2 protein-coding genes are annotated in these 1,607 nt (G+C 28.8%); both read left to right on the forward strand.

The features are described 5' to 3' along the window. Positions 1-826 (forward strand): DDE-type integrase/transposase/recombinase (locus B5F09_RS14465; protein ID WP_143357534.1); only part of this gene is annotated, 826 nt, incomplete at its 5' end. Then, positions 813-1,571: an IS21-like element helper ATPase IstB gene (gene istB, locus B5F09_RS14470; RefSeq protein WP_087285701.1), complete on the forward strand. Its 759-nt coding sequence runs from the start codon at positions 813-815 to the stop codon at positions 1,569-1,571. The genes B5F09_RS14465 and istB, both read left to right, overlap by 14 nt. Positions 1,572-1,607 lie beyond the last annotated feature (36 nt).

The following is a 1,607-nucleotide window of genomic DNA, read 5'->3' on the forward strand; positions in this document are numbered from 1 at the left end:
TAAACTTACAGATAAAAATGGCACGCAGACAGTAGTATATATTCCTACTCTGACTTTATCATGGTCAAGATATAATTACAGGCAGGTAATATTAAAACCTACAACTGATGACCTGTTAATATTTTTAGCCCAGGCATTTGAAGAAATCGGTGGTGTTCCTAAAGAACTGGTCATTGACAATCTTAAAGCATTTGTAGAAAAGCCTCGTAAATCAGCTGATGATAAAGCTTTATTAAACAGTAAATTTGAAGAATTCTGTAAAGATTATGGAATAACACCTATGCCATGTATGCCATATAGACCTCAAACCAAAGGAAAAACTGAGACACAAAATAAAATAGTAGATCAGCTTAAAAATTATAACGGTTATTATAGCGGATTATCTGATATACATGACAAACTGGAAATAATCAATAACGAGGATAATGAACGTTCCTCACAGGCAACAAGGCTTCCTAGAAATTTTCTTTTAGAAAAAGAAAAAGGTGATCTGCTTCCGTTACCCAGCAAAGAAATCAGAAGCAGGTATCACCTTAAATTAAATGAAGTCTATGTTACAAATGAATCACTATTCCAGTATAAATACAATAAATATTCCCTACCACAAGAATATATTGGAAAACGTGTCGGACTAGTGGTCCAAAACAAAGAACTTCTTATATATTATAACGGAAAAATTATTGAAAAACATCCTATTACTAATAATAAATTTAATATAAAAGAAGAACATGAACTTTATTATAAGAAAACAGATAAGCAGGCAGTTAAAGAAAGCAATCAAATAATATTAAAAGAACTGGAGAATATAATTTATGACAATGACTAATGATGTACTGGAACAATTGAATTATTTAAAACTGAAATCAGCATATTCATATTTAAATTCATTAGTAATGAATAATGAAATAGCTGAAGAAGAACTGCATGTAATGCATAAGATACTGAATAAGGAAGTGATAGCTAAAGAGGAGAATAACAGACTTTATAATGTAAAAGTAGCAGCATTTCCTTTTCTAAGAAAAGTTGATGATTATGATTTTAATTTTCAGCCAGGTATAAAAGAAGAAAAAATAAGATCCATTATTGAATCGGATTTTTATGAAAATGCTACAAATATCGTATTTGTAGGTAACCCTGGTACTGGAAAAACACATTTGGCAATAGCAATTGCATATACAGTAGCTATAAGAAGAAATAGTGTATATTTTATTAAATTTAATAAATTAATCAATATACTAAGACAGGCATATAATGAGGGGACATTAGAAAGAAAACTAAGACTCTTTTATAAGTATAAGCTGCTAGTCATTGATGAAGTTGGATTTAATGAAATAACACCACTGGAAGCTAAATTATTTTTTCAATTGATTGATTTAAGATATACTAAACGATCTACTATTTTTACAAGCAATATTTCATTTGATAAATGGCCACAGATATTAGGAAATGATGAAATGATAACTAAAGCCATATTAGACAGGATTCTTCATTATTCATATTTATTTAATATCACAGGTCCATCTTATCGAATCAAAGATAAATTAAATCCTAAAAAAACTGAGAACACTTAATTGCAACAAATTGGTCAAATTATCTTGACTTTTATA

It is taken from the genome of Erysipelatoclostridium sp. An173 (genome assembly GCF_002160495.1).
GTDB lineage: Bacteria > Bacillota_I > Bacilli_A > Erysipelotrichales > Coprobacillaceae > Thomasclavelia > Thomasclavelia merdavium.